This is a genomic window from Protofrankia sp. Cas4, assembly GCF_963555915.1.
Lineage (GTDB): Bacteria > Actinomycetota > Actinomycetes > Frankiales > Frankiaceae > Protofrankia.
Window position 1 is genome coordinate 1 of sequence record NZ_CAUVXL010000086.1, and the last position, 4,106, is coordinate 4,106.

The following is a 4,106-nucleotide window of genomic DNA, read 5'->3' on the forward strand; positions in this document are numbered from 1 at the left end:
GCCCGCCTTCGACTTCTCAAAGTCGTTCGCCGCCTCCACCCCGAGCACGAACGCGCCGTGGGGAAACACATCCCCGAACGCCACCGGAATCCACCGCGGTATCGCCATCGTCGGTTCACCTCGTCCTGTGTCATCAGCATGCCGGCTGGTGCCGGCCGGTCTGGCGTTGCAGGACATACAGTGCACCGTGCGCGAACCGCTCATCAACTATTATGTGCCCGTAGCATGTGAGGTTCACATAAGCGTGCAGCAAAGACATCAGGCCCACCAGCGGGTCCCGCTTGGAAGTATGTGTACCTCACATACCCTGGTGTTTGCTTTCAAGCTAAAATCGGCTGTATGGAGGACCGAGAGCCGAGATCACCCGTCTACACGGCGCGGGGCGCGATCGTCGGCGAGGATTGGGCCGCAGTCGCCGACGCGGCCAACCAGCGTATGGCGGTCCGCCGCATCGGACAGCAGGAACTCGCCGACGTCTCCGGTGTGTCCGTGTCCACGGTGCGGCAGATCCAGCACGGCGGCAACGGCCGCCGGGTACAGAACAAGACGTTGATCGCGCTCGCCCGCGCGCTCGGCTGGCCTGACGACCATCTGATCCGGGTACTGGTCGGCAACCAGGTGTCGGATGCCCCCGCCGATGCCACGACCGAGCGGGAGATCCTCGCCGGTATCGACCGCATCGAACAGCGCCTGGACGACGTCAGCCGTCGCCTGGCCGCCGTCGAGCAGCTCGTCACCGCGCAGGCCGCGAACAGGTAAGGGGTCAGAACACCGACAACGGCATGGTCGCCCGCCGGAATTCTGACCCCTTGTGCTTCACCGCGGTCTCCGCCGCGTGACTACTCAGCCTGGCACGGATGTAGTCCCGCCCGGCTCCCACGAGGACACCCGCTCACCGACCGACCGGAAGACAAGTGTCACCTCAACATCGCCGAATGCTTCCACGAAACCGACCCCGTCCGGCAGCGATGCCCAGGCACGCATCACGTCGGCCGGACGATCCGCCGGGCAGATCGTGACCGCGCATTCGTCCCCGTGCGACATCACCGTCGCGGGTTCACCGTCGCTCATCGGCCGCCAGCCTGCCGCACCGACCGTGCCAGCGCCGCCCCCAGCAGCATCCGACCGGCCGCCGGCGCCGAAGCGTTGTCCACGAAAAAGAACAGAGCCGTCACCTGATAGTCGTGCCAGCCACTCTCCACCGCGAACAACTCCGCTGACCCGGGCGAATCAAAGGTGATCGTAGTGTCGCGGACCCGTCGTTCGTCCCCCGGCTCGAAGCGCACCACCCCGTACAGCACGGGTAGCCGCTCATCTGGGTTTCCGCTGCCCGTCGTGTCGTCCCTGGTTACCATCACCGGTCGCATCCCGTCCCGTGGTCATTCCTCGCTGATTGGACGCCGTCCCGGCCCCGCGGAGACCATCGCTCGACACGAGACCGGGCCGGCTGTGCCACAGCCTCACGGCACGACGCGAACCCATGGAAGATGACGTTCCCATGTGACCATCACCTGATCCGGGCCGGCAATGGGCTAACAACGGCAACACGCCCGCTCAATAGGTGAACTTTCCCTACCTGTCGGGCGTAATCCGGGTACTGTCGGCACCAGTCCTGCCACGAGACGTATCCCCCTCTCCCGGCCGGAAGGTTGATCAGGTATGTCGACTGTTTCGCTCGGCCCGTACACGGTGTCCGAACGCCTCCTTGCCCGCGACGACATGCGCACCGCTCTCACCGCCCGCGACTTCGGCACCGCCTTCCGGCTGATGAAGAAGTACGACGCCGCCAGTCAGGACCGCATCGCCTCCGCGGTCGAGGGCCTCGATCAGAGCCGGGTCAGCAAGATTGCGAACGGGCGGGACAGGATCGGGACCCTGGACCTGATCGAACGCATCGCCGATGGCCTCCGTATCCCCGGCCGCATGCTCGGTCTGATCCCTCGCCAATGGGAGCCCTCTGTACCCACACCGCACACCCATACGGAAACAGCGCCACCTGCGGTCGACAGCCCGTCGGCAACCGCCCAGCAGCCGGTCACCGACCCCGAGTCAACCGCTCAAGGACTCGTGTACGAACCCTCTGTGCGACGTACCCTGAGCACAGTTGCCGAGCTCGGGAGGGCCGACGTGCGCCGTCGGGATGTGCTGTTGCGGTCGTCGTTCGTTCTCGGCGCACTCGCCGGACCGAGCCGGGATTGGCTCCTGACCAGCCTGGACGCCGCCGACTCCGGCCGCACCGCCCGCGCCGACATGGCCGCGGTTGAATCCATCCGCAGCATGTTCGGTGTGTTCCAGGAAATGGACGTCATCCAAGGCGGCGGTGACATCGCGCGCCGCGCGGTCGCCCAGTACCTCACCGAACACGTCCTCCCCCTCCTACAACAGTCCCACCCCGAACCCGTCCGCCAGGCCCTGTTCGAGGTCGCCGCGGAACAGACCTACCTTGCCGGATGGATGGCGTTCGACTGCGGACAGCACGGCATCGCGCAGTGTTACCTGATTCAGTCCCTGCGGCTCGCCGACGCGTCGGGAAACCGGATGCTCGGCTCCCACGTCCTCGCCGGCCTCTCCGACCAGGCAACCCAACTCGGACACCCCGAGGAAGGGCTTCGCCTCGCCCGCACCGGCCGCCACGGTCTACGCGGCCTCCGCGCCCCCGCCGCTCTCGCCGACCTGTACGTGTTGGAAGCCCGCGCCCTGTCGGTCATGGGCCGCTCCACCGACACCGCCGCCACCATCGCGCAGGCCGAGAAGACGTTCGACCTCGTCAACACGGCGAACGAACCCGAGTGGGCGAAATTCATCGACGAGCCCTACATCAGCGGGGAAATCGCAAACAGCCTCCGCGACATCGGCGACCCCGCCGAAGCCCACCGCTACGCCGGTCAGTCCGTCGAGGCCGCCCGCCGGCAGAACCGCGGACGACGCGGCTCACTCAGCCAAACCGTCATCGCCGTCAGCTTCACCCAACAAAACGACCTCGAAAGCGCGATCGTTGCCAGTCACAAGGCCATCGACATTGCCGCCGGAGTCCCGACCTCCGCCCGCTACGTCACCGCCATGACCGACCTGCGGCAACGACTTGCCCCTTACCAGCACGACGCCAACACCCGCGAGCTACTCGCCCGCATCGACCGCACCGCCCTTGCCGGCACCGCAGCCTGACACACCCTCGGATCCGGACTGACGGTCAGCAGTCAGGATCCCAAGGACAACATCAGCCGAGGAATCACCGTGCATATGTCCGGCACACTGCCGAATTACTCGGTTTAGGATCAAGGCGCGGCACGGGCCGCGCCGCGCGACGGCTGCGCGTGGCGCTGGCGCGCCATGCTCGCCGGGTGCGTCGCCGGCCCGTCACCGCGCATAACCCAGATCAGGAATGGCAAGTATGCCAGACAAACCGGGACCCGTGGGCATGCCGGTCGGGCTGACCGCCGCCGGATAGGCGAATCCATGCCGTACCGAGCGGCACGGATTCGCGGTGTTGGTCCTGTTTCGCGGTCCGGTTCACCGAACGCCTGAGCGCGTTTCGGGATGCGTAACTACCCGACCAGCGGAGACCTCACGGGCACGCCAACGGCATACGAAAAACGAGCAGGGGCACGCCCGCGGGCAGCCGGGAGACAGCATCCGGTCGCTTCGCTCCCCGGGCAGCCCGACCCCTCACCCGCCATGATGAGACCGTCTGCGGTTACCGACAGCACAGTCGATCTTGATCAAGTGATGAAAACCGTCATATCTATTTGTCAAGATCGGACAGATTACGTCGGATCAGGACGACTGACGGATGGTCGGGGCCGTAGACCGTCTCGGCGATCGCCAGTGCCCGTGCGTACAGCGGCAGCGCTTCCCCGGCCCGACCCAGGTCTTGCAGCGCCGCCGCCTGGTTGTTCAGGTCGATGGCGACGGCGGGGTGGTCGGGGCCGTAGACCGCCTCGTGGATCGCCAGCGCCCGTGCGTACAGCGGCAGCGCGTCGGCGGCCCGCCCCAAGGTGGCCAGCGCCAACGCCTGGTTGTTCAGGTCGCGGGCGACGTCGGGGTGGTCGGGGCCGTAGACCGTCTCGGCGATCGCCAGCGCCCGCTCGAACAACGCCAGTGCCTGG

Annotated in this window: 5 protein-coding genes and 1 pseudogene; 2 read left to right on the top strand and 4 right to left on the bottom strand. The window is 66.7% G+C overall.

Features of this window, described 5'->3' with window-relative positions:
• Nucleotides 1-108 (bottom strand): annotated as a pseudogene (locus U9979_RS08000) (plasmid replication, integration and excision activator); the annotation flags it as partial.
• Between the two features lie 231 nt (nt 109-339).
• Between U9979_RS08000 and U9979_RS08005 the strand changes: the two are divergent.
• Entirely contained in the window at nt 340-759 is a 420-nt protein-coding gene (locus U9979_RS08005; RefSeq protein ID WP_322778860.1) for a helix-turn-helix transcriptional regulator, read from the top strand.
• An 84-nt stretch (nt 760-843) separates the two neighbouring features.
• Here the strand turns inward: U9979_RS08005 and U9979_RS08010 are convergent, their stop codons facing one another.
• Together U9979_RS08010 and U9979_RS08015 are read right to left on the bottom strand one after the other, a co-directional pair.
• On the bottom strand, nt 844-1,071 hold the full coding sequence (locus U9979_RS08010; RefSeq protein ID WP_322778861.1) for a hypothetical protein: 228 nt from the start codon (nt 1,069-1,071) through the stop codon (nt 844-846).
• Nucleotides 1,068-1,355: a hypothetical protein gene (locus tag U9979_RS08015; RefSeq protein WP_322778864.1), complete on the bottom strand. Its 288-nt coding sequence runs from the start codon at nt 1,353-1,355 to the stop codon at nt 1,068-1,070. Before U9979_RS08015 ends, U9979_RS08010 begins: the two co-directional genes overlap by 4 nt.
• 304 nt (nt 1,356-1,659) lie before the next feature.
• Between U9979_RS08015 and U9979_RS08020 the strand changes: the two genes are divergently transcribed.
• Nucleotides 1,660-3,165, top strand: a complete 1,506-nt coding sequence (locus U9979_RS08020; RefSeq protein WP_322778862.1) for a hypothetical protein — start codon at nt 1,660-1,662, stop codon at nt 3,163-3,165.
• A 577-nt stretch (nt 3,166-3,742) separates the two neighbouring features.
• Here U9979_RS08020 and U9979_RS08025 read toward each other — a convergent pair.
• A partial coding sequence (locus tag U9979_RS08025; protein ID WP_322778863.1) for a tetratricopeptide repeat-containing protein occupies nt 3,743-4,106 on the bottom strand: 364 nt, incomplete at its 5' end.